Source organism: Cribrihabitans pelagius (assembly GCF_048820915.1).
GTDB classification, from domain to species: Bacteria; Pseudomonadota; Alphaproteobacteria; order Rhodobacterales; family Rhodobacteraceae; genus Cribrihabitans_A; species Cribrihabitans_A pelagius.
In genome coordinates this window covers 165,481-187,378 of the sequence record NZ_JBMERR010000008.1, presented here as the reverse complement: position 1 = coordinate 187,378, position 21,898 = coordinate 165,481, and the positions used below count along the sequence as shown (strand labels likewise).

Annotated in this window: 22 protein-coding genes; 10 read left to right on the top strand and 12 right to left on the bottom strand. The window is 67.4% G+C overall.

All coding sequences use genetic code 11. The features are described from left to right. Positions 1–553: 553 nt before the first annotated feature. The gene (lepA, locus tag ACOHX0_RS09630; RefSeq protein ID WP_420676461.1) at positions 554–2,353 is read right to left on the bottom strand and encodes a translation elongation factor 4; all 1,800 of its coding nucleotides are present in this window, start codon (positions 2,351–2,353) and stop codon (positions 554–556) included. Between the two features lie 387 nt (positions 2,354–2,740). Here lepA and ACOHX0_RS09625 point away from each other — a divergent pair, with 387 nt between their 5' ends. The 3 genes from ACOHX0_RS09625 (at position 2,741) to ACOHX0_RS09615 (ending at position 4,636) form a co-directional block, all read left to right on the top strand. Next, positions 2,741–2,923 (top strand): hypothetical protein, encoded by a 183-nt coding sequence (locus ACOHX0_RS09625; RefSeq protein WP_420676469.1) that lies wholly within the window; start codon positions 2,741–2,743, stop codon positions 2,921–2,923. 243 nt (positions 2,924–3,166) lie between these two features. Beyond that, complete coding sequence (locus ACOHX0_RS09620) at positions 3,167–3,475, top strand: hypothetical protein (protein WP_420676460.1); 309 nt, start codon at positions 3,167–3,169, stop codon at positions 3,473–3,475. Positions 3,476–3,670: 195 nt separating this feature from the next. Continuing rightward, positions 3,671–4,636: a LysR family transcriptional regulator gene (locus ACOHX0_RS09615; RefSeq protein WP_420676459.1), complete on the top strand. Its 966-nt coding sequence runs from the start codon at positions 3,671–3,673 to the stop codon at positions 4,634–4,636. 4 nt (positions 4,637–4,640) lie between these two features. Here ACOHX0_RS09615 and ACOHX0_RS09610 read toward each other — a convergent pair whose 3' ends face one another. Further along, entirely contained in the window at positions 4,641–5,078 is a 438-nt protein-coding gene (locus ACOHX0_RS09610; protein ID WP_420676458.1) for a low molecular weight protein-tyrosine-phosphatase, read from the bottom strand. 50 nt (positions 5,079–5,128) lie between these two features. On the opposite strand from ACOHX0_RS09610, the gene ACOHX0_RS09605 reads away from it, so the two are divergent. Continuing rightward, the gene (locus ACOHX0_RS09605) at positions 5,129–5,830 is read left to right on the top strand and encodes an NAD-dependent deacylase (RefSeq protein WP_420676457.1); all 702 of its coding nucleotides are present in this window, start codon (positions 5,129–5,131) and stop codon (positions 5,828–5,830) included. 106 nt (positions 5,831–5,936) lie between these two features. Here ACOHX0_RS09605 and ACOHX0_RS09600 read toward each other — a convergent pair whose 3' ends face one another. The 5 genes from ACOHX0_RS09600 to meaB form a co-directional block, all read right to left on the bottom strand. Further along, entirely contained in the window at positions 5,937–6,458 is a 522-nt protein-coding gene (locus ACOHX0_RS09600; protein WP_420676456.1) for a copper chaperone PCu(A)C, read from the bottom strand. Positions 6,459–6,513: 55 nt separating this feature from the next. Next, on the bottom strand, positions 6,514–6,867 hold the full coding sequence (locus tag ACOHX0_RS09595) for a hypothetical protein (protein ID WP_420676455.1): 354 nt from the start codon (positions 6,865–6,867) through the stop codon (positions 6,514–6,516). A 152-nt stretch (positions 6,868–7,019) separates the two neighbouring features. Further along, positions 7,020–7,310: a 50S ribosomal protein L28 gene (gene rpmB / locus ACOHX0_RS09590; protein ID WP_420676454.1), complete on the bottom strand. Its 291-nt coding sequence runs from the start codon at positions 7,308–7,310 to the stop codon at positions 7,020–7,022. Between the two features lie 121 nt (positions 7,311–7,431). Then, positions 7,432–8,229, bottom strand: coding sequence for an alpha/beta hydrolase (locus ACOHX0_RS09585; protein WP_420676453.1), 798 nt, complete (start codon positions 8,227–8,229; stop codon positions 7,432–7,434). 21 nt (positions 8,230–8,250) lie between these two features. Next, complete coding sequence (meaB, locus tag ACOHX0_RS09580) at positions 8,251–9,228, bottom strand: methylmalonyl Co-A mutase-associated GTPase MeaB (protein WP_420676452.1); 978 nt, start codon at positions 9,226–9,228, stop codon at positions 8,251–8,253. A 233-nt stretch (positions 9,229–9,461) separates the two neighbouring features. On the opposite strand from meaB, the gene hrpB reads away from it, so the two are divergent. From hrpB to ACOHX0_RS09565, 3 genes are all read left to right on the top strand, one after another. Next, positions 9,462–11,924: an ATP-dependent helicase HrpB gene (gene hrpB, locus ACOHX0_RS09575; protein WP_420676468.1), complete on the top strand. Its 2,463-nt coding sequence runs from the start codon at positions 9,462–9,464 to the stop codon at positions 11,922–11,924. Positions 11,925–12,047: 123 nt separating this feature from the next. Beyond that, complete coding sequence (locus ACOHX0_RS09570; protein ID WP_420676451.1) at positions 12,048–12,506, top strand: NUDIX hydrolase; 459 nt, start codon at positions 12,048–12,050, stop codon at positions 12,504–12,506. Positions 12,507–12,598: 92 nt separating this feature from the next. Then, positions 12,599–14,080 carry an inorganic phosphate transporter gene (locus ACOHX0_RS09565; protein WP_420676450.1) on the top strand — a complete coding sequence of 494 codons (1,482 nt, stop codon included), beginning with the start codon at positions 12,599–12,601 and terminating at the stop codon, positions 14,078–14,080. A 64-nt stretch (positions 14,081–14,144) separates the two neighbouring features. On the opposite strand, the gene ACOHX0_RS09560 is transcribed toward ACOHX0_RS09565, so the two are convergent. From ACOHX0_RS09560 to ACOHX0_RS09550, 3 genes are all read right to left on the bottom strand, one after another. Further along, positions 14,145–14,864 carry an SDR family NAD(P)-dependent oxidoreductase gene (locus ACOHX0_RS09560; RefSeq protein WP_420676449.1) on the bottom strand — a complete coding sequence of 240 codons (720 nt, stop codon included), beginning with the start codon at positions 14,862–14,864 and terminating at the stop codon, positions 14,145–14,147. Positions 14,865–15,050: 186 nt separating this feature from the next. Beyond that, positions 15,051–15,977: an ornithine carbamoyltransferase gene (gene argF, locus ACOHX0_RS09555; protein WP_420676448.1), complete on the bottom strand. Its 927-nt coding sequence runs from the start codon at positions 15,975–15,977 to the stop codon at positions 15,051–15,053. Positions 15,978–16,056: 79 nt separating this feature from the next. Further along, a complete protein-coding gene (locus ACOHX0_RS09550) occupies positions 16,057–17,241 on the bottom strand; it encodes an aspartate aminotransferase family protein (RefSeq protein WP_420676447.1) in 1,185 nt (394 codons plus the stop codon). A 399-nt stretch (positions 17,242–17,640) separates the two neighbouring features. Here ACOHX0_RS09550 and ACOHX0_RS09545 point away from each other — a divergent pair, with 399 nt between their 5' ends. After that, positions 17,641–18,888, top strand: coding sequence for an MFS transporter (locus ACOHX0_RS09545; RefSeq protein ID WP_420676446.1), 1,248 nt, complete (start codon positions 17,641–17,643; stop codon positions 18,886–18,888). Between the two features lie 24 nt (positions 18,889–18,912). Here the strand turns inward: ACOHX0_RS09545 and ACOHX0_RS09540 are convergent, their stop codons facing one another. Next, entirely contained in the window at positions 18,913–19,725 is an 813-nt protein-coding gene (locus ACOHX0_RS09540; protein WP_420676445.1) for an ABC transporter permease, read from the bottom strand. Between the two features lie 170 nt (positions 19,726–19,895). On the opposite strand from ACOHX0_RS09540, the gene ACOHX0_RS09535 reads away from it, so the two are divergent. Together ACOHX0_RS09535 and ACOHX0_RS09530 are read left to right on the top strand one after the other, a co-directional pair. Continuing rightward, on the top strand, positions 19,896–20,519 hold the full coding sequence (locus ACOHX0_RS09535; RefSeq protein ID WP_420676444.1) for a GcrA family cell cycle regulator: 624 nt from the start codon (positions 19,896–19,898) through the stop codon (positions 20,517–20,519). A gap of 285 nt (positions 20,520–20,804) precedes the next feature. Next, positions 20,805–21,203, top strand: coding sequence for a cupin domain-containing protein (locus ACOHX0_RS09530; protein WP_420676443.1), 399 nt, complete (start codon positions 20,805–20,807; stop codon positions 21,201–21,203). Between the two features lie 84 nt (positions 21,204–21,287). Here ACOHX0_RS09530 and ACOHX0_RS09525 read toward each other — a convergent pair whose 3' ends face one another. Continuing rightward, complete coding sequence (locus ACOHX0_RS09525) at positions 21,288–21,806, bottom strand: YHS domain-containing (seleno)protein (protein WP_420676442.1); 519 nt, start codon at positions 21,804–21,806, stop codon at positions 21,288–21,290. Between the last annotated feature and the right edge of the window lie 92 nt (positions 21,807–21,898).

The window sequence follows — 21,898 nt, the reverse complement described above, 5'->3', positions numbered from 1 at the left end:
TGGGGAAGAAAGGCTCAAGGCGCGCCATCTGCGCGTCAGTTAGCCAGAAAAGATCAGACATGGTCACCGCTCGTTTTCGAGCCGTGAATCATACCGATAGCCGAAAATCAATGGGTCCTGACCCTAGAAATGGGTCAGAGCCACGCACCCGTTCTTCAGTGCGAAACTTTTTGACGTCCTGATCTCCGCTCTCGTCCACGTAGAGAACATACTTGGTTGATGGATTCATTTCACATATTAAACAGACAGTTGCGCACCAAACCGTACAATAGGACTTTCTGGAGTCCAGAGAATTTTCTCTTATTTGGTGTATTCACACAATTGGCCGCACCCACCGTTGTAACCGGTCTGCTCCCGCCCGTGGGGGCGGATCGGGCGTTGCCCGGCGTGCCGCCGGGCGGGACGCTGGGTAGGCCAGGAACAAAAAACGGAGCCGAAGCCCCGTCTTGCAACTGTTTGAATAGGTTGCGTTATCACCGCAGAATGCTGGGGTGCGGGCACGCAGTTGGCTGCGCCAACCGCTTTCGCCCGCCGTCCCACAAAATGGACAGCTTCAGCTGTCCATTTTGAGGGCGGAAATAAACGCCTCCTGCGGGATCTCGACCTTGCCGAACTGGCGCATCTTCTTCTTGCCCGCCTTCTGCTTCTCCAGAAGCTTGCGCTTCCGCGTGGCGTCGCCGCCGTAGCATTTCGCGGTCACGTCCTTGCGCAGAGCCGACAGAGTCTCACGCGCGATCACCTTGCCGCCGATCGCGGCCTGGATCGGGATCTTGAACATGTGGCGCGGGATCAGGTCCTTGAGCTTCTCGCACATCGCCCGGCCGCGCATCTCGGCGCGGTCGCGGTGGACCATGGTGGAGAGCGCATCCACCGGCTCGTCGTTCACCAGCACCGACATCTTCACGAGGTTGTCCTCGCGGTAACCGATCATCTGGTAGTCGAAGGAGGCATAACCCTTGGTCACCGATTTCAGCCGGTCGTAGAAGTCGAAGACCACCTCGTTCAGCGGCAGGTCATAAACCACCATCGCGCGGGAGCCGGCATAGGAGAGGTCCATCTGGATGCCGCGGCGGTCCTGGCAGAGCTTCAGCACATCGCCCAGATATTCGTCGGGCACCAGGATGGTCGCCTTGATGCGGGGCTCTTCCAGGTGGTCGACCTTGGACATGTCGGGCATGTCGGCAGGGTTGTGCAGCTCGATCATCTCCCCGTCCTTCATGTAGACGTGGTAGATCACCGAGGGCGCGGTGGTGATCAGGTCGATATCGTATTCACGCTCGATCCGGTCCCGGATCACTTCCAGGTGCAACAGGCCGAGGAATCCGCAGCGGAAGCCGAAGCCGAGGGCGGCGGAGGTTTCCATTTCAAATGAGAAGGAGGCGTCGTTCAGCGCCAGCTTGTCGATGGCGTCGCGCAGGTCCTCGAACTCGGCCGAGTCGACCGGGAACAACCCGCAGAACACTACCGGCTGGGCCGGCTTGAAGCCCGGCAGTGCTTTCTCGCAGCCGCCCCGGTCATTGGTGATGGTATCGCCGACGCGGGTGTCGCGCACCTGCTTGATCGAAGCGGTGAGAAAGCCGATCTCGCCGGGCCCGAGCTCGTCCACCACCTGCATCGCGGGGCGGAAGACACCGATGCGGTCGACATGGTGCAGGGTGCCGTTCGACATGAACTTGACCCGCATGCCCTTCTTCAGCACACCGTCCATGATCCGCACCAGAACGATCACGCCCAGGTAGCTGTCGTACCAGCTGTCCACCAGCATCGCCTTCAGGGGGGCATCGCGGGTGCCTTCCGGCGCGGGCAGGTGCTGGACTATGCTTTCCAGCGTTTCCCGGATGCCCTGGCCGGTCTTGGCCGAGACCTGGATGGCGCCCGAGGCGTCGATGCCGATCACATCCTCGATCTGCTCCGCCACCCGGTCGCAGTCGGAGGCCGGCAGGTCGATCTTGTTCAGCACCGGCACGATTTCGTGATCCGCGTCGATGGCCTGGTAGACATTGGCCAGCGTCTGCGCCTCCACCCCTTGCGTCGAGTCAACCACCAGCAGAGAGCCCTCGACCGCGCGCATCGAGCGTGAGACCTCATAGGCGAAGTCGACGTGGCCGGGGGTGTCGATCAGGTTCAGCACATAGGTTTCGCCATCCTGGGCCTTGTAGTCGATCCGGACGGTGTTGGCCTTGATGGTGATGCCCCGCTCGCGCTCGATGTCCATCGCGTCGAGCAGCTGCGCCTTCATGTCCCTGTCCTGCACCGTCCCGGTCTCCTGGATCAGCCGGTCGGCAAGGGTGGATTTGCCATGGTCGATATGCGCGACGATGGAGAAATTGCGGATGTGGGCGAGGTCTGTCATGGAGTGGGATATGATTTGGATTTCGGGATTGGTCAAGGTGGATTGCATGCGCGCAGGGGGGGCCGGACCGCGCTTTACGCAGCCTGGCAGGGGCCGAGGCATGCTGTGCCCCAGGCAGGCAGCGGAAAGCCGCGCGGGCCGGGGGAGACGGGGGCATCGGCCGCCCGCGCGGCGGGTGCTGACTTTCGCCCGGCCACCGGTCTTGAGCGCCCCCCGCCTTGCCCGCAAATAAGCACGCCCCGCGGCTGAAGCACGCCATTCAAAGGACCGGGCCCTGGCCTGCAACTGCCTGGTGTGCGCCCAGGGCCGAAATACGTTATAGTGCCGCCACGCGCCGGACGCGCCATGCGTCCCGCAGTTGGCAGCAACACTTGGAGGACACCCATGATGGATGCCGTGAAAGCCGCCGAATATGCCCGCGCGCTCTACAGCGCGCATGGCGACCGGGCCGAAGCCGAAGCCGCGCAGAAAATGCGGCAGTGCGAAGAGGCCGGCAAAAGCGACGAGGCCAGTGATTGGAAAGCGGTGCGTCAGGCGATCCGCTCGCTGCGCGGGCCGAACCAGGCCTGACACCGCACCGGCTGCGCCGCCAAAAGGCGCGGCCGGACTGACCCGGACGGGCAGAACCGGCCGGACGCTCCCGATTGGTCGGCATGCGCGGGAACTGGAGGGCCAAAGCTCTCCCTCCACCACCAGCGTCCACCTGCCAGAGGTCCGGTTTACCACGATTGAACCGCGCCCGGGCTTGCGTCATACTGCGCCCGTCAAGCAGGCCCGCCACCCGGCGGGCACCAAAAAAACGGGGCACAGTTGATGAAGCATTTTCTTCTAGCCGCGCTCTGCGCGGGCAGCCTGGCGGCGCTGGCGCCGGGCGCTGCAGGGGCCGGCGTGATCGAGAACGCCTGCCGTCAGTCGAACCGCAGCGCGCCGCCCGCGCTCTGCGGCTGCATCCAGCAAGTCGCCAGCCACAGCCTGACCCGGGCCGAGCAGCGCACCGTCTCCAAATGGTTTCGCGATCCGCATCAGGCGCAGGTCGTGCGCCAGTCCAGCCGCCGCAGCGACGAGCGCCTGTGGCTGCGCTACAAGGCCTTTGGCGCCACTGCTGCGCGCGCCTGCGGTTAAGCCGCGCCACCGCTCCTGCGCCGCGCTTGCGGCACCGCAAAAGGCGCCCAGGGGCGCCTTTTCCCGTTCTGGCAGAACGCCCTCCAGCTCCTTCCCCTGCGGCAATTTTACCCGGGGGGAAAAGCGCCCCGATCGGCCCCCTTGACCGGCACCGGGCAAGGCTCAACAACACGGTTGAGGTATTGGAGCGTAAGCATGTTGATGAAAGGCGTTACCCTGCGCGGGCTCGAAGTTTTCGAAGCCCTCGCCAAGACCGGCTCGGTTGCCCAGGCGGCACAGTTGACCGGCCTCAGCCAACCGGCCGTCAGCCAGCAATTGCGCAACCTGGAGAAAGCGCTGGACTGCGCCCTGGTCGATCACGGCCGCCGCCCGATGGTGCTGACACCGGCGGGGCGCAATTTCCTTGCCCGCACCGGCGTGGTGCTCTCCGAGCTGCGCCTGGCGCAAAGCGAGCTGACGGTGATGGACCTCACCCATCTGCCGGAGCTGTCAATCGGGCTGATCGACGATTTCGACAATGACTTGACGCCGCGCCTGGCCACCATCCTGGCCGACAGCCTGACCCGGTGCCGGTTCAAGATGATCACCGCCTCCAGCCACGACATCGTGCGGGCGATGGAGGCGCGCGAGCTGCATATCGCGGTGGCCGCCGCCAGCGGCGAGCTGCACGAGGGGCTGGTGGAATACCCGCTGGTGCAGGACCCTTTCCTGCTGGTGGCGCCGCAGGGGTTTTTGTCGGCAATCGGCGACATTACCGGCCAGCTCACCGCCCTGCCCTTCCTGCGCTATGCCCGCGACCAGCTGATCTCGCAGCAGATCGAGGCGCAGCTGGCGCGCCAGAAGCTGACCTTCGAGAACCGGTTCGAAATCGGCTCGCATCTGGCACTGATGGCGATGGTGGCGCGGCGCATCGGCTGGGCCGTCACCACGCCGCTCGGCTACATGCGAGCAGCCCGCTTCCACGACGATATCGAGGCCTTCCCGCTGCCCTTCGGCCAGCTGTCGCGCACGATCTCCCTGTTCACCGCCGCCGATTGGGCCGGACGGGTGCCGCAGGACGTGGCCCAAGCGGTGCGGCGGCTGGTGCATACGCAAATGATCGGCCCGGCGGTGCAGCGGCTGCCTTTCCTGGCGCCGGACTTCCGGGTGATCGAGGGCTAAACCCTCAGAGCGCCGCCTTCAGCCCGCGCGCCGCCGCTTCGATCAGGTCGAGGCAGCCGTCAAAATCGCGGGTGTAATAGGGATCGGGCACGTGGTCAGCGCCCGACTCCGGCGCATAGTCCGTGAACAGTTTCACCGGCGTGGCGCTGCCGGCCGGGCGCAGCGCCTCGATGTCGCGGAGGTTCTCGCCGTCCATCGCGACGACCAGGTCGAAGGCGGTGAAATCCTCGGCCCGGAACCGCCGCGCCCGCAGGTCCGAAATGTCCAGCCCCCGCGCCCGCGCCGCCGCCTGCATCGGCCCGTAGGGCGGATCGCCGATGTGGTACGAAGACGTGCCCGCGCTGTCGGTCTGCGCCTCCGGGCAAAGCGCGCGGAACACGCCTTCGGCTGCGGGCGAGCGGCAGATGTTTCCTAGGCAGACAAACAAAATGCGGGTAGGCATGGGCAATGGGCTCCTGGCGTTCGGGCCCAGTGATAGGAGGTTTGGCGCAGATGGAAAACCCCGGCGCAAAGCTGGTGATCCTGACCGGGGCCGGCATTTCCGCCGAAAGCGGACTTGGCACCTTCCGCGGCGAAGACGGGCTCTGGGCGCAGCACCGGATCGAGGATGTGGCGACGCCCGAAGGCTTCGCCCGCAACCCCGCGCTGGTGCAGGGCTTCTATAACGCCCGCCGCGCACAGGCCGCAACGGCCGCGCCCAATCCCGCGCATGAGGCGCTGGCGCGGCTGCAGGCCGAGCACAAGGGCGAGGCGGTGATCGTCACCCAGAACGTCGACAGCCTGCACGAAGCCGGCGGCGCGCGGGGCGTGTTGCACATGCACGGCACCCTTGCAGGCGCGCTCTGCGCCGCCTGCGGCCACCGCTGGGAGGCGGCGCTCAAGATGCAAACGCACGAGCCCTGCCCCGCCTGCGCAGCCCCCGCAGGACGCCCGGATGTGGTCTGGTTCGGGGAGTTTCCCTACTTCTTGGAGGAGATCTACGCGCACCTGGCAGACGCAGACCTCTTTGCCGCGATCGGCACCTCGGGGGAGGTCCACCCGGCCGCAGGCTTTGTGGAGGAGGCGCGGATGGCGGGCGCCCATACTGTGGAGCTGAACCTCGCGCCCTCCGCAAAGGCCAGCCGCTTTGCCGAGCGCCGCTTCGGCCCCGCCAGCGAGATCGTCCCCGCTTGGGTGGCGGAACTGCTCCGCTAGCTTCCGGACGGCAAAAAGCCCGCGGCCACCGGCCCCGGGCTTTGGGCGCGAAGGAGGGCTGCAGCGCAGCCTGACGCCGCGCCCGCCCCCCTTTACGGATCAGGCGTCAGTTGGAATGGCCGGAGTGGTCCGTCTCACCGTGCTGCACTCCACCATGCGCCTCCAGCTTGCGCTCCAGGTCCACCGGCACTTCCAGCGTGATCTCGCCCGCGTTTTCGAAGACCAGGGTCAGCGGCACCATGTCGCCATGCTCCAGGCTCCGCTTCAGCCCCATGAACATCACGTGATCGCCGCCCCGTTTGAGTGCATGGCCTTCGCCGGCCGGGATGGCAAAGCCGTCTTCGACATGGCGCATCTTCATCACGCCGCCGCCGCCGGCCTCATGCGTGTGCAGCTGCACCCGCGCCGCCACGTCCGAGCGCACCTCGACCAGCCTGTCGTCCTCGGCGCCGTGGTTGGCAATCTGCATGAAGGCGGCTCCCGCTTTGGCGGCCTTGGAGGCGACGCGCACATAGGCGTCCTCCACCATCACGGGCTTCATGGCTTCTGCCAGCGCGGGCAGGGACAGGGCAGGTACGGAGAGGGCAGCGGCGGACGCGGCCGCCAGAACGAGGGATTTCAGGGACATGATCTGTCTCCTTCTGAAGTGCTTGTGCTGTTTTGCGATTGTCTTTCCGGCAGGGTCAGTTTCGCACCGGCGGCGCCCGGGCAAGGGCGCGCAAGGGGGCACGGCTGCCAGGCAAGACGGGCTCCGCAATGCGAGTCTCCAAAACGGCGCTCCGGCGCCAGGGCGACAGTTGCGCGGGCGCCACGGCCAGTGAATCCAGCGGCTGCATCACGCAATCGGGGCAGTGGTGCGGCGGCGCCACCGGGCGGCCTTCGCCATCCACATAGACCGTGACTGCGCCGCTGCCGGTGCAGATCACCATCTGCCCGGACGCCGTCCCGCTTCCGCGCGCCGCCGCGGCACCATGCGCGGTGAGGGCGACGCCGAGGGCCAGCAGGAGGCCGAGATATGCGCGCAAATGCAGCTTCATCGGGTGCAGATATGCCCTCGCCCGCGGGCTGCCGCAAGGGCTTCGGCCGCAGCGGGGCCGCACCGGCGCCGCGGTAGATCGCGCAAACGCAAACGCCACGCATGATCTCTCATGCGCGGCGCGTCAATTCCGGCGATCCGGTGAGGGAGGGATCAGGCCTCGGCGGCTTGTGCCTTGGCGATCTCTTTCTTTACCTTCAGCGCGTTGGAGGACAGCTCTTCATCCTTGGCTTTTGCCAGGAAGGCGTCCAGGCCGCCGCGGTGGTCAACCGAGCGCAGTGCGGCTGCGGAGATGCGCAGCTTGACGCCACGGCCCAGAACTTCGGACTGCAGGGTCACATCGTTCAGGTTGGGCAGGAAGCGGCGCTTGGTCTTGTTGTTGGCGTGGCTGACATTGTTGCCAGTCATCGGGCCTTTTCCGGTCAGTTCGCAACGGCGCGACATATCATCATCCTTCGTTTCTCGAGGTCCGGGCAGCCCGGATCCAAATCACAAGGGGCGCGGCCATTGGCTGCGCCCGAAAACTGGTTGGATGCGTGTAGGAGGAATCGCCGCCGGGGTCAAGTCATATGCCCGTGTTTTCCGGCGCTTTCCCCTGCGCCAGCTGCGTATGGCGGTTTCCCGCCTCGGCGGCAAGCCGAATGCGCCCGCTTTTGCAGGCTTGTTCCGCCAGCTGGCGCCAGTACTGCGGGCTGGCGCGGCGGGCGCGCCGGTGCAGCGCCACGGCTTGTTCCGGGATCGGGCCGGGCGTCCGCAGCAACCGCTGCAGGGCCGGAAACCGCCGCCCCTCCCGCAGGACCTGAGTCGCCGGGTGGCCGCCCGCGCACAGCCGCGCGATGCCAAGACCCGGAAACACCAGCTGAATCATCTCCGCATTCACCATGTCGGCGGGCCGGAACGGATCGGCCAGCACCGCCCCCATTACCGGATGCCCGCGGCCCTGAAGCGCCCCCTGCTCCGGATCGAAGCCACCCGCGTACTTCCGGTAGCGCCGGTCGAAGGGCACATGCTCCGGCGCGATGGAGAACTGCGGCGAGACTGCGATCAGACGGGTCAGGTTCAGCGCCCGGGCAAAGCGCAGCGCCGCGTAGCCGCCCATGGAGAACCCCATTGCGGCGGCCTCGGCAAACCCGGACGTGACCTCCGTCAGCGCCGCTTCCAGCGCGGCCGTCTCTTCGTTGATGTACCAGTCATTCAACCGCGCCTGCAGGTGCAGATGCGTATAGCCCGCACCGGCGAAGGCCTTGACGGGGGCGGCGTCCGAGAATTGCCCGGCCTCACGCGTGCGCTGGCGGAAGCTGACAAACAGGCGGCGTTGGCCCGGATTGAACAGCGAGCCGCGCAGGCGGTCACCATCGAACACTCGGATTTCCCGCATCGCGCCCTAGCCTTTCAGGTGATCCTGCAGCATCCGCTCTGCTGCGGCGGAGGGGGTCAGCCGGCCTTCGGCGACCTGCCCTGACAGTTCCGCCATGGCCGTTTTTGCCTGCGCGGTGTGCAGCCGCGCCAGCAGCGCCTGGCGCACCTCTTGGGCAAACCAGTAGCGGGCCTGCTCCGCGCGGGTCCGGTCCCAGTGGCCGTTCTCCCGCCGCCAGGCAGTGAGCGCCTGCATCTCCTCCCAGGCTTGCTCCAGCCCGTGTTCCTCCACCGCCGAGACCATCAGCGCCTTGGGGTAGCCTTCTGGGTCCTGCGGCCGCTTGCGCAACAGCCGCAGAGCGCCTGCGTAGTCGGCACAGGTGCGGGTCGCCACAGGCTTCAGGGCGCCATCCGCCTTGTTCACCAGAATCAGGTCGGCGATCTCCATGATGCCGCGCTTCACGCCTTGCAGCTCGTCACCGCCCGCCGGTGCCAGCAGCAGCAGGAACAGATCCGACATCTCCGCCACCACGGTTTCCGACTGGCCGACGCCCACCGTCTCGATCAGCACCACGTCAAAGCCCGCCGCCTCGCACAGGGCCACCGCCTCGCGGGAGCGGCGGGCGACGCCGCCGAGGTGGCTCTGGCTGGGGGAGGGGCGGATAAAGGCGCCCGGCTCGCGGCTGAGCCGCTCCATCCGGGTCTTGTCGCCCAAAATTGAACCGCCCGAGCGCGCCGAGCTGGGGTCCACCGCGAGGACAGCAACGCGCAGCCCCATGCCGGTCAGCATCATGCCAAAGCTTTCGATGAAGGTGGATTTGCCCACTCCCGGCGTGCCGGAGAGCCCGATGCGCAGCGCCTGGCGGCGGTGCTTGGCGAGGCTGGCCAGCAGCTCCGTGGCCTGGGCGCGGTGATCCTCTCGGCCGCTTTCCACCAGGGTGATCGCCCGCGCCAGGGCGCGGCGGTTGCCCTCCAGTATCCGCCCGCTCAGCTCTGCAATGTCCATCCGCCTTCCCTTCGTGCTCGTCCGGCCGTAGTTGACGCAGGCGCGCCCCCAATGTCCAGAGGCCGAGGCCCCGGCCCATATTCTAGTGCAAGGGCGGCGCGGGCGCAGGCGGCAGAACCGCCGCAACGCACCGGGATTGCGCAAGCCGCCCGCGCGCCCGGATGCCGCCGCGCTAGACCTTGCCGCCGCCATTGGCGATAAGGAGCGTCATGACCAAACCCATGCCCCCTGCCCTGGCCAGACTGCCGATCGACGATGCCCTGCCCGCCCTGCTCGATGCGCTCCGCAGCCGCGGCCGCGCCGTGCTCCAGGCTCCGCCCGGCGCGGGCAAGACAACACGGGTGCCGCTGGCAATGCTGGAGGCAGGACTCACGCCGGGCCGCATCGTGGTGCTGGAGCCGCGCCGCCTCGCCGCCCGCGCCGCCGCCGAGCGCATGGCCGAAACCCTGGGCGAGCGCCCGGGCGAAACCGTGGGCTACCGCATCCGCGGCGAAGCCAAGGTCTGCAAGACCACCCGGATCGAAGTGGTGACAGAGGGCATCCTGACCCGGATGCTGCAATCGGACCCGGACCTGCCGGGCGTCGGCGCGGTGATCTTCGACGAGTTCCACGAACGCTCGCTCAACGCCGACCTCGGCCTCGCCCTCTGCCTCGAAGTGGCGGGCGCCCTGCGCGAGGACCTGATGCTGCTGGCGATGTCGGCGACGCTGGACGCAGGCCCGGTGGCGGCGCTGATGGAGGCACCGCTGGTGACTTCCGAGGGCCGCAGCTACCCGGTCGAGACCCGCTGGCTCGACCGCCCCCTGCCCGCCCGGGCGCGCAGGCTGGATGCCCTCGTCGACCTCGTGGCGCAAGCCGAGGCGGAGACCCGCAGCCCCTCCGGCGAACCCGGCGGCGGCCTCCTGGTGTTCCTGCCCGGCGAGGGCGAGATCCGCCGGGCCGCAGCCGCGCTGGAGAAGCGCCTGCCCGGCAACTGCCGCATCCGCCCGCTGTTCGGCGCCTTGCCCTTCGCCGAGCAGCGCGCCGCCATCCGCCCGGAGCCCGATGGCCGCAAGGTGGTGCTCGCGACCTCGATCGCCGAGACCTCGCTCACGATCCAGGACATCCGCGTGGTGGCGGACATGGGCCAGGCCCGGCGCGCGCGCTTCGATCCCGGCTCCGGCATGTCACGGCTGGTGACCGAAAAGGTGACCCGCGCCGAGGCCACCCAGCGCCAGGGCCGCGCGGGCCGGGTGGCGGAGGGCACCTGCTACCGGCTCTGGACCCGGGGCGAGGAAGGCGCGCTGATGGCCTTCCCGCCCGCCGAAATCGAATCGGCCGACCTCACCGGGCTGGCGCTGGAACTGGCGCTCTGGGGCGCGGCACCCGGTGATCTCGCCTTCCTCACCCCGCCGCCGGAGGGCGCGCTGGCGGAGGCGCAGGCGCTGTTGCGGATGCTGGGCGCGCTCGACGGTCAGGGCCGCATTACCTCCCATGGCAAGGCGCTGGCCGCGCTGCCTCTGCACCCGCGGCTGGGCCACATGCTGCTGCGCGCGGGCCCCGCCGCGGCGCCGCTGGCGGCGCTGCTCGCCGAGCGCGACCCGTTGCGCGGCGCACCCGCCGACCTTTCCCTGCGGCTGGAGGCCCTGCGCGATGCACGCGCCTTCGAGCGCAATCGCCCCTACCAGCTGAACCGGCAAGTTCTGGAGCGCATCAGGAGCGAGGCGCGGCGGCTGGAGAAACGGGCCGGTAAAACCGCCGGGACGCCGCTCTCCGCCGCCGCGATGGCCGCGCTCGCCTATCCCGACCGCATCGGCCAGCGCCGCACAGGCGAGGCGCCGCGTTTCGTGCTGTCGGGCGGCAAGGGCGCCGTGCTGGACGACAGCGACACGCTGGCGGGCGCCCCCTTCCTGGTGGCTCTGGACACCGACGGCAACCCGCGCGAAGCCAGGATCCGAATGGCGGCGCAGATCCCGCTGGGCGAAATCCGGGAGCTTTTCCAGGATCAGATCGCTTGGGTGGAGACATGCGGCTGGTCCCGCCGAGAGCGCCGCGTGGTGGCTCGGCGGCAGGAGCGCCTCGGCGCCATCGTGCTGGAGGACCGGCTCTGGAAGGACGTTCCCGAAGATGCCGTGGCGCGGGCGATGCTGGAGGGCGTGCGCGACCTCGGCCTGCGGCTGGAAGGCGCGGCGGCACGGCTGGCGGCGAGGGTTGAGCTGGTGCGCGGCGGCGGCCACGACCTGCCCGATTTCTCCCTCCCCGGCCTGATGGCGCGGCTGGAGGACTGGCTGCTGCCGATGCTCGGCGGGGTGAAGACGGGCGCCGAATGGAAGCGCTTCGACCTCCTGCCCGCGCTGCAGGCGGCGCTCACCTGGGAGCAGAGCCAGCTTCTGGAGCGCGAGGCGCCGGGCAGCTTCAAGACCCCCCTGGGCCGCAGGATCCCGATCACCTACGGCGGCGAGGCGCCGGAGATTGCAGTGCGCCTGCAAGAGCTGTTCGGCGTCACCCGGCATCCCGCGGTGGGCGGCGTGCCGCTGAAGATCACCCTTTTGTCGCCGGCCCAGCGGCCGATCCAGATCACCCGCGACCTGCCGGGGTTCTGGGAGGGGTCCTATGCCGACGTGCGAAAGGACATGCGCGCGCAATACCCCAGGCACCCCTGGCCCGAGGACCCCACGAGCGAAGACCCGACGCTGAGGGCGAAACGCCGCAAATAGGCGCCCGCAGGACCCGCCAGGCCCCTGCGGGCGGGGCGTTAACCTTGCATTCAGAGTCTTCCTCTATATTATCTGTCCACTTGATCCGACGGCACACAAAAACACCGCAAAGGCTGAGCAGGCATGACCCGCACTCTGACCCGGGCCTGGGAGGAAATCCTCAGGCCCCTGTTGCTGAGACCGAACCGATTGCAAGTTGCCGCGCTCTGCTACCGCCAGGGCGCGGTCGGCAAGGAGGTGCTGATGATCACCAGCCTCGGCACCGGGCGCTGGATCATCCCCAAGGGCTGGCCGATCACCGGCAAGGACGGACCCGGCTCCGCGTTGCAGGAAGCCTGGGAAGAAGCCGGCGTCGCCCGGGCCGATATTTCGCCCGAGCCGATCGGCGAATATTTCTACCACAAGCGCCGCGACAACGGCACCGGGGAGCCGGTGACCACGCTGGTCTTCTCCGCTGAAGTGCTGGAACTGGCCGATGACTATCCCGAAGCCGGCAGCCGCAAGCGCGAGTGGATGGCGCCGGAACAAGCCGCGGAACTGGTGCATGAGCCGCAACTGCAGGCCATTTTGCGCCAATTGTAAAAATTATGTGACATTTTTACGACGAATGCTTGCACCTGCTTGGACAGGAGGCTAGGCGCCTGCGCAACCTGCCTCAACCGGGACTATGCAAGATGAGCGATGCACCTGAGCGCACGCAATGGAATACGCTGGACAAGGATCTGAACCGGATCTCCCAGCTGGAACTGGCCACCTCCTATGTCTCCCGCCCGCTGGTGGCGCCGGGGATCGCGCTGGCCTTCATTGTTCTCGCCGGGCTGGCTGCAGGCGTGCTGTTCGGCGGCTCCTCCACCAGTCTGGTGGTGATCGCCGCCGCCGCCTTCGGCGCCTATATGGCGATCAACATCGGCGCCAATGACGTCGCCAACAACATGGGGCCTGCAGTCGGCGCCAATGCGCTGACCATGGGCGGCGCCATCGTGATCGCTGCCGTGGCGGAAAGCGCAGGCGCGCTCCTGGCCGGCGGCGACGTGGTCTCCACCATCTCCAAGGGCATCATCGACCCCACCGCAGTTGCCAGCGGCAACATCTTCATCTGGGCGATGATGGCGGCGCTGATCTCCTCGGCGCTCTGGGTGAATCTGGCGACCTGGGTCGGTGCCCCGGTCTCCACAACCCATTCGGTGGTCGGAGGCGTGCTGGGCGCCGGTGTTGCCGCCGCGGGCACTGCTGCGGTGAACTGGCCCACCATGGGCAAGATCGCCGCCAGCTGGGTGATCTCGCCGGTTCTGGGCGGCGTGATCGCGGCGCTGTTCCTCGCCTTCATCAAGGCCAAGATCATCTACCAGGACGACAAGATCGCCGCCGCTCGGCGCTGGGTGCCGGTGCTGGTGGGGATCATGGCGGGGGCCTTTGCCTCCTACCTGGCGCTGAAGGGGCTGAAGCGCATCGTCAAGATCGACCTGCAGACCGCGCTGCTGATCGGCGCCGCCGCGGGCGCGCTCTGCTATGTGGCGACCGCGCCGCTTATCAAGCGCCAGTCCAAAGGCATGGAGAACCGCAACAAGTCGCTGAAGGCGCTGTTCGGACTGCCCTTGGTGATCTCCGCCGGCCTCCTGTCCTTTGCCCATGGCGCCAATGACGTCGCCAACGCGGTCGGCCCGCTGGCCGCCATCGTGCATGCAACCGAGTTCGGCGCCGCGGCCGCCAAGGTGACCATCCCAACCTGGGTGATGGTGATCGGCGCCTTTGGCATTTCCTTCGGCCTGTTCCTGTTCGGCCCCAAGCTGATCCGCATGGTCGGAAGCCAGATCACCAAGCTGAACCCGATGCGCGCCTATTGCGTGTCGCTGTCGGCAGCGATCACCGTGATCGTGGCAAGCTGGCTGGGCCTGCCGGTCTCCTCCACCCATATCGCGGTGGGCGCGGTGTTTGGCGTCGGCTTCTTCCGCGAATGGCATATGGAGCGCCGTCTGAAGAAATCCGCCGCGGGCCGCCCGGCAGAAAAGCGCATTGCCCCCGAGGAACGCCGCCGCCGCAAGCTGGTGCGCCGCAGCCACTTCATGACCATCGTCGCCGCCTGGGTCATCACCGTGCCGGCCGCGGCGCTGCTGTCGGCGTTGATCTATCTGCTGCTGAACACAATGGTCGGCTGACCTCACCGCTACAGAGACAGCAAGCCCCCGCGCCCTTCGGTTGCGGGGGCTTTTTCTTGCCGCTTCAAAAGGTCTCGACCCAAGGCCGCAGCACCAGCTCGTCGCTCCAGGCGGAGCGGTCCTGATCAATCAGGGTCATGTAGGCGCGGGCAATCGCATCCGGGTCGAGCAGGCTGGCTGCCTTGCCTTCGGATTGCGCCTTTTTGGCCCGCTCCGGCGTGCTGATGGCCCCGTCGATGTTGACCCAGGCCACGTGGATTCCCTTAGCGTGCAGTTCCCGCGCCATGGATTGCGCCAGGCCGCGCTGCGCGAACTTGCCCATGGCGAAGGGCGCGGAATTGGCGAAACCCTTCACCCCGGCCGATGCCCCGGTGAACAGAATGGTGCCCAGCCGGCCGTTTTCCGGCTGCTGCGCCAGCATCCGCCCGGCAGCGGCCCGCCCCAGCAGAAAGGACCCGAAAGCGGTCACCTCGACCGCCTTTCGGACGGTTTCGGGATCCAGTTCGGCGATCGGCCCCCGCTGCAGGGCGGAAGCATTATAGCAGGCCACGCGCAGATCACCCGGCAGCGCCGCCACCAGCTGCGCCACGGCCTCGGCGTCGGTGCCGTCGAGCTGGTGCAGGGTGGCGCCGGTCTCCTCTGCCAGTGCGGACAGATGGCCGGGGCTGCGCGCCGCCAGGTGCGGCGCATATCCCGCCCGGCCCAGTTCCCGGGCAAAGGAGGCTGACAGACCGGGCCCGGCTCCGATGATCAACGCGGCAGGTTTGCTGGCGTGGTCTCCCATGGAGGTCCCCCATTTCAATCTCTGCCGTGATACTTGGAGCGCGGCCGCAAGACGGCAAGCGCCCGGCGCTACAGTCACATCCGCGTCAGTCGGCCGGTGAGCCGCCCCGCGCGGGCGAAGGCGCCGCCCCTGTCAGGCGCGCGGCCGGTGGATCCGACCGCCGCCCGCACACCCGCAGGCCGCAACTCAGACGTCCAGACACCAGCGCATGATCGCCTTTTGCGCGTGCAGCCGGTTTTCCGCCTCGTCGAAGATCACTGATTGCGGGCCGTCCATCACCGCGGAAGTCACCTCTTCCTCGCGGTGGGCGGGCAGGCAGTGCATGAACAGCGCGTCCGGCTTGGCATGGGCCATCAGCGCGTCATTGACCTGATAGGGCCGCAGCATGTTGTGGCGGCGCTCTTTCGACGACTGGCTGTCGTGCATCGAGACCCACGTGTCGGCAACCACCAGATCGGCGCCTTCGACCGCTTTCACCGGGTCGCGCTCGATCACCACCTTGGATCCTGCCTTGCGCGCAAGACCTGCGAACTCTTCCTCTGGGTCAAGCTGCGCCGGGCCGGTGAAGGTGAAGTCGAAGCCGAACTGCCCTGCGGCATGGATGAACGACGCGCAGACGTTGTTGCCGTCGCCCGCCCAGACCACTTTCTTGCCCTTGATCGGGCCGCGGTGCTCCTCAAAGGTGAGCACGTCGGCCATGATCTGGCAGGGGTGGGTGCGGTCGGTGAGCCCGTTGATCACCGGCACATCGGCGTATTCGGCCATCTCATTCAGCACGCTTTCGTCGAAGGTGCGGATCATGATCATGTCGACATAGCGGCTGAGCACCCGGGCGGTGTCGGCGATGGTTTCGCCATGGCCAAGCTGCATGTCATTGCCGGAAAGCACCATGGTCTGCCCGCCCATCTGCCGCACGCCGACGTCGAAGGAGACGCGGGTCCGGGTCGAGGGTTTCTCGAAGATCAGCGCCACCATCCTGTCCTTCAGCGGCAGTTCGTCGTCAAGCGCCGCGCGCGGCCGGCCCTGGCGCGCCTCCTTGGTGACGCGGGCCTGGTCGATGATGGCGCGCAGGCCCGCGGGATCGGTTTTGTGGATGTCGAGGAAATGGTTCATGTCTTTATCGCTTTGTTCTGCCGGAAGCCGGGGGCTGTCTGCCCCCGGACCCCCGAGGATATTTCTGGCCAGAAGAAGATCAGGCGGTTTCGATCCGGGCGGCGGTCTTGCCGAGGCGAAGGGCGGCCTCGCCGATCTCCTCGTCGCTGAGGGTGAGCGGCGGCAGCAGGCGCACCACGTTGTCCGCGGCCGGCACGGTGATCAGCTGCTCCTCGTAGCCGTGCTTCACGAAATCGGCGCTGGTGCAGGTGTCGGCCTTGCACTTGAGCCCCAGCATCAGGCCGCTGCCGCGCACGTCCTCGAAGACGTCGGGGTGGTCGGCTGCCAGCCCTTCCAGCTTCTGCCGCAGCAGCCCCGCCTTGCGGTTTACATCGGCCAGAAACTCCGGATCGGCGATCACGTCAATGACCGCGCAGCCCACCGCACAGCCGAGCGGATTGCCGCCGTAGGTGGAGCCATGGGTGCCTGCGGTCATGCCGCTGGCCGCATCTTCGGTGGCCAGTACCGCGCCCAGCGGGAAGCCGCCGCCGATGCCCTTGGCCACCATCATGATGTCGGGTGCGATGCCCGCCCATTCATGCGCAAACAACCGGCCGGTGCGGCCGACGCCGCATTGCACCTCGTCGAGGATCAGCAGCAGGCCGTGCTCGTCGCAGATCCGGCGCAGCGCCTTCAGCTCCGCATCCGGAACCGTCCGGATGCCGCCCTCGCCCTGCACCGGCTCGATCATGATCGCGGCGGTCTTTTCGCTGATGGCATTGGTCACGCCATCCAGGTCCCCGAACATCAGATGCACAAAACCAGGCAGCAACGGGCCAAAACCCTTGGTCATCTTCTCGGACCCAGCTGCGGCAATACCCGCCGAGGACCGGCCGTGGAAAGAGCCGTCAAAGGTAAGGATTTCCACCCGTTCCGGCTGGTCCTTATCGTAGAAATGCTTGCGCGCCATCTTCACCGCCAGCTCGCAGGCCTCGGTGCCGGAGTTGGTGAAGAAGACGGTATCGGCAAAGCTGTGCTCCACCAGCTTGTCGGCCAGAGCCTGCTGCTGCGGGATGCGGTACAGGTTGGAGACATGCCAGAGGTTCCGGGCCTGCTCGGTCAGAGCCGCCACCAGCGCCGGATGGGCATGGCCAAGCGCGTTCACCGCAATGCCCGAGCCGAGGTCCAGGAATCGGCGCCCGTCCGCCTCGATCAGCCAGGCGCCTTCACCCTTCACGAATTCGAGCGGGGCGCGGTTGTAGGTTGGCAGAACGGACGGGATCATCGGGATCATCCTTTTACAGGTGGAGGCCAAAGCTGTGCATAAGCCGGGCCGGTTGGTCAATCGGGGGATGAAAAATCGGGGAGGCGGCGCCGCGAGCGGCGGCGCGCAGGATCAAACGGCGGCAGGGGCCGTGCGGCGTCGGCGTCGCGACGAAGCGGTATGTGCGCGTTTGATCATGGAGAGGTTCCATAATGGAGGTTTGAACAAAAAGAAAGCGCTTTTGTACAGATGCAATTGCCGTTCCGCCGCAGGGCGCTCGCCGCAACCGCGGAGGGTCCTGCGTCCGGCGCAGGAAATTTTTCCGCCCGCGCGGCCTGCGAGCGACGCCTGCGGCGGTTTCCGGCAATTCCCCGCGGCCGCGGCCGCCAAGCTGCCCCGGAGAGGCAAAGGAGCGGGCGGATGCACGAAAGACGGATTCCCGAATGGCTGCGCCACGCCCCGGTACCCTCGATCCGCCACTTTGCGGTGCTGGCCGGACTTGAAGCGGTGGTGCGCGGCATCCTGATCTCGGTGTTTCCGCTGATCCTGTACCGCGCGCTGGGGGATGCGGGGCTGGTATCGGCGTCGTATTTCGCGGTGGGGGTGCTGTCGCTTGGCGCCGGGCTGCTGCTGCCGGCGCTGGCCCGGCTGCTGCCGCGGCGCTGGACCTACACGCTGGGGGCACTGATGTTCGTGGCCTCGGCGGCCTCTGCACTCATTGGCGGAGCCGCGGCCACGGTTGCCGCACTCGCGCTGAACACGGTGGCGGCGGTCACCTGCTTTATCTGCTTCAACGCCTACGTGCTGGATTACATCCACCGGGTTGAGCTGGGCCGCTGCGAGACCTCGCGGATGTTCTATTCCGCCCTGGGCTGGACTGCCGGTCCGATGTGCGGGGTGCTGCTTCTGGAGTGGTGGCCGCCCGCGCCCTTCCTGGTCTCGGCCGCGGCGGCGCTGGTGATGCTGGCGGCGTTCTGGCGGATGCGCATGGGCGACGGCCGCCAGATTGCGCGGGCCCGCCGTGGCGCGCCTGCGGCCAGTCCGCTCGCCTTCCTGCCGCGGTTCCTGGCGCAGCCGCGGCTGGTGGCGGGGTGGCTGTTTGCGGTGATCCGTTCCTGCGGCTGGTGGATCTACGTGGTCTACCTGCCGATCTATGCGATCGGCGCCGGCTTGGGGCAGGAGCTCGGCGGCATCCTGCTGTCGCTGACCAACGCGGCGCTGTTCTGCACGCCGCTGCTGCAGCGCTTCGTGCAGGCAACCTCGATCCGCTTCGCGATCCGCAGCGGCTTTGCCATGGTGGCCGGCTGCTTCGGCCTCGCGGCCCTGGCGCACGGGCTGCCTGCGGTGTCGGTCACTCTGCTGGTGCTGGGTTCCGCGGCGCTGATCGAGCTGGACATTTGCGCCGGACTCCCCTTCCTGATGGCGGTGAAACCCTCCGAACGCACCGAGATGTCGGCGGTCTACTCCAGCTACCGGGATGTCTCCGGCATCCTGACGCCGGGAGCGGCCTGGCTGGTGCTGCTGGCGGCGCCGGTGGCGGGGATATTTGCCGCCGGAGCCGCCGCCGCGGCAGTGGCGGCGCTGCTGGCAGGGAAGCTGCACCCGCGGCTGGGGCGCGGGAGAGCAGGCCCGGCAGCCGAAGAGACGCCGCCCCTGCCCGCGCAATGATGCAGGGCGACGGGACGGTCCGGCTCAGGCTTTCAGCCGGTAGCCGCTGCGCAGCATCGCCCAGGCCAGCAGGCAGACCGCGAAGGTCGCGCCGCTGCAGATCAGAAGCCCCAGCAGCGGCGGGCTGTCGGAGGTGCCGATCACGCCGAATCGCACCCCGTCGATCAGATAGAACACCGGGTTGGCGTGGGAGATCGCGCGCAGCACCGGCGGCAGCGCCTCGACCGAGTAAAAAGTGCCGGACAGGAAAGCGAGCGGTGTCACGATGAAGTTGGTGATCGCCGCCATCTGGTCGAATTTCTCGGCAAAGACGCCCGCGACGATGCCCAGTCCGCCCAGGAATGCAGCGCCCAGCACGGTGAAGACCAGCGCCGCCAGCGGATGCGCCGGCACGATCTGCAGCGCCGCCATTAGCCCGGTACCGATCCCCAATGCCACGAACAGCCCGCGCGCCACTGCTCCGGCGAGATAGCCGAGCAGGATCTCCAGCGCCGACAGGGGCGGCATCAGCGTATCGACGATATTACCCTGCACCTTGGCGATCACGATGGAGGAGGAGGTATTGGCAAAAGCGTTCTGGATCACTGTCATCATCAGGATGCCCGGCGCCAGGAAGGTGAGAAAGGGCACCCCCATCACGTCGCCGCGCCGCGGCCCGATCGCGATGTTGAAGATCATCAGGAACAGCGCCGCGGTGACCAGCGGCGCCAGCAGCGTCTGGGTCCAGACCACCAGGAAGCGCTTGATTTCCCGCCATGCCAGGGTGCGCAGCCCCAGCCAGTTGATCCGCCCGAACCTGCGCTCGCCCAGCCCGACCTGATAGCCCTGGTCTGCCATGATGCCCCCCGTGATGCGTTTCGTGCGGTTTCCCTGACTGCATAGCGGCCTCAGCTTCAGGCGCAAGACGCCTTGTAACTCCGCCCGCAGTGATTAGAATAAGGGCCAATCACGGAATACGATGGCGGCCGCAGATACCTGGGGCCGCTATTAGCTTGGAAAGGCAACAGATGTCCTGGACTGACGAGCGCGTCGAATTGCTCAAGAAAATGTGGGGCGAAGGCCAGTCGGCGAGCCAGATCGCCAAGGAGCTGGGCGGGGTGACCCGCAATGCGGTGATCGGCAAGGTGCATCGCCTCGGCCTGTCCAACCGCACCGCGGGCAGCAGCGCCAAGCCAGCAGAGCCGAAGGAAAAGCCGGCACCGGCCGCTGCTTCTGCCGCGGCCGCGGCGCCGAAACCCGCCGCCAGCAAGCCCAAGCCGCAGCCCAAGACCGAGCCCGCCCGCCCGGCGGCCGCCGCACAGCCTGCCGCCGCAGCGCCCGCGGCTGACGCCAAGCCCGCCACCCCGGCGCGCCGCCAGATCATCCCCGCAGGCCAGCCGCTGCCGCCGCAGCCCTCGGCCAACGAGATCAGCCCGGAGGCGCTCGCCAAGGTGAATGAGGTCGAGAAGAAGGCCAAGAAGCTGGGCCTGATGGAACTGACCGAGCGCACCTGCAAATGGCCCGTGGGCGATCCCGCAACCGAGGATTTCTGGTTCTGCGGCCTGCCCACCCAGCAGGGAAAGCCCTATTGCGAAGCGCATGTGGGGGTGGCCTTCCAGCCAATGTCCTCGCGCCGCGACCGCCGCCGCTGAGCAGCCTGCGGAAGAGCCTCATCCGCGAACACCCCCGAGGGCGCCCGCTGCGGGCGCCTTTTTTCTTGCCTTCCCGGCAACCGCCTCCCGGACGTTCTGCGCAACCGGCATTTCCGGGTCATGGGGCCTGCAGGCAACTGCCGTCCCGGCGGCTGCACCGCGCGAGGCTGCGCCAAACCAAGGCACTTTCCCTTCCGCCTCCCCAAAAGCGCCCGATTGGCGTATGATCGGCCTGTCCTTAACCGCACGTCCCGGACCCGGAGCGTGCACTCCAAGGAGGATCTCATGATACGCCAACTCCTATCGGCCAGCGCCGCCCTTGGTGCCGCGGCCGCGCTTGTGCTTGCGCCTGCCTCGGCGGAAACCAAATCGGAGCCCATACTGAAAACAATGGTCGAGGGCATGCCCGGCACCGAGGCGAATATCGTCGCCTTCGATGTGGACCCCGGCTGGCAGACCGAGCATCACATGCACCCCGGGCACCTGTTTGTCTATGTGCTCGAAGGCGGGCTGCGGCTCGAGATCGACGGCCAGGAGCCGGTTGACTACAGCGCCGGCGAAGCCTTTTACGAAATGCCCGGAGTGGGCATGGTCGGCGCCAACGCGAGCGCAAGCGAACGCGCGAAGTTCGTCGTCTTCCAGTTCGGTGAGGCAGGCAAGCCCTTGATGGAACCGACCGAGTAACACACTGCCGGGGCCGGGTCGGGCCGCCGGTCCGGACGGAGGCCTTTGCGGCCGCCAGCCCGGGCCTGTCCCGTCCCGCGCGCGTCAGTTGCCGACTGGCGCGTCCGAGGTAAAGTTCGGGATCACGTTGCCGGAAGCCTCTGCCGGTTCGATCTCCGGCCAGTTGGCCTCGGCCAAAGTGATGTTGCCGGGAATGTCCTCTTCCCAGAAGCCCACCACGGTCTTGGTGATATTCAGATACAGATTGTCATCGACGATCCGCCAAAGGTTCGGATTGCCCGGCACCTTGCCGCCCTTGGAGACGCCATAGGCGCAGTGCCCGTCATACTGCGGCGCGTAATACTCGGGCCGCTCCAGGAAAGCATCGCGGTTCCCGGCGCTGGCAAAGGCCCAGGTGGCGCCGTTGTGCTCGGCGGTGAACTCGGTGCTGCCCTTCACGCCCTCGGGCTGCGGCGTGCCCGGCTCCACCTGCGGCAGGCTGCGGTAGGCCACCACGTCATAGCCCGACACCGCATAGCCGGTGCCATCGATATACTGTTCCCCCGCAAAACCCGGCAGGGCCGTCGACAGGACAGCGGCGGCGGCAAAGGCAAATTGCTTCATGGCATGGTTCCTCTTGATCCGTTCGGCGCCCGGTATCCATCGGGCCTGAAGGCGACCATAGCGGCTGCGGCGCAGGCGCGAAGCAGGCTTCA